At 72.3% G+C, this 1,244-nt stretch carries 1 protein-coding gene and 1 pseudogene; both read left to right on the top strand.

Features of this window, described 5'->3' with window-relative positions; all coding sequences use genetic code 11:
* Positions 1-858 (top strand): RICIN domain-containing protein (locus EV562_RS34945; protein ID WP_166662171.1); only part of this gene is annotated, 858 nt, incomplete at its 5' end.
* 99 nt (positions 859-957) lie between these two features.
* Positions 958-1,244: pseudogene (locus tag EV562_RS34950) on the top strand (hypothetical protein); the annotation flags it as partial.

Below are 1,244 nucleotides of genomic sequence, written 5' to 3' on the forward strand. Positions count from 1 at the left end.
CTGGCGGTGCGCCGCTCCGGCGTCGATCCGACCGACGTCGAGGGCACGTACGTGCAGCGCGGCTTCCTGCCCCGCTGGCTGGCCACGTTCCTCGGCGTCTCCGTGGCCCTCGCGCTCGCGTTCGTGATGATCTGGATCGCCTACAAGCCCCAGGTCCGCACCAGCGCCACCGAGCAGACCCAGCAGGCCGGTGCCGCGCTGGCCCCCAGCCCCAGCGCCACCCCGCAGACCCTGCCCAGCGCCGCCGAGTCCGCACCGGCGGCGCCGGAGCCCGAGCAGCCGGCCCCCGAAAAGTCCGGGAACGGCGGTGGTGGCGGCGACGGCTCGGGAGACGGAGGCGGCGGAGCCGGGAAGCCCGCCGAACCGGCCGACAAGCCCGTGGTGCCGGCCAGGAACGTCATGCTGCGCAACACCACCACCCACATGTGCGCCGACGTCCCCGGACGGGAGAAGGGCCGGATCAACGGCGTGGTCCAGCAGGCCAACTGCCACGAAGAGGGCGACAACCAGTACTGGCACCTCGAAGTGAAGGACCCGAAGGGCGGCCCCGGCGGGGTGCCGCTCTTCCAGATCCGCAACGCCACCGACCAGTTCTGCATGGACCTGGGGGAGTACGGCGCCCGTCCCGTCGGCACGGGGGTCGCCGAGTTCCACTGCGACGGCACGAAGGCCGACAACCAGCTCTGGTGGGCCGACAAGCAGGAGAGCGGGGCCTACTGGATCCGCAACTTCGCCAGCAACAACACGTGCCTGAACGTGAAGGGCCAGAACGGCGGCACCGAGACCCCGCTGAACATCGCCGACTGCACCAACACCGACGACCAGGAGTGGGAGATCATCCACCCGAACAAGGACTGAGCCCGCGGGCCGGGCAGCCGCCCGGCCAGGCACCTTGGGGCAGCGAGCGCTGCCCCGACTGCCGCTGACGCGCGGCGGGTTCACCCGTAGCCTCGCCGCGTGAGCCTGTGGACTTCCCTGGAGCCCGCGTCCGCGACCGTGGACCCCGGCAGCAGTACGCGCGTGCGCCTGAGGGTGCGCAATACCGGCGATGTGGTGGACGAGTACCGGTTCGAGCCGGTGGGGGAGGTGGCTCCCTGGACGACGGTGGAGCCGCAGACCCTGCGGCTGTATCCGGGGACGACGGGGACGGTGGAGCTGACCTTCGCCCCGCCGCGCACGCCGGACGCGACGGCGGGCCCCAACCCGTACGCGGTGCGGATCACCCCGACGGAGCACCCCGACGC

The sequence above is a fragment of the Streptomyces sp. BK208 genome (assembly GCF_004364245.1).
Taxonomy (GTDB): Bacteria; Actinomycetota; Actinomycetes; order Streptomycetales; family Streptomycetaceae; genus Streptomyces.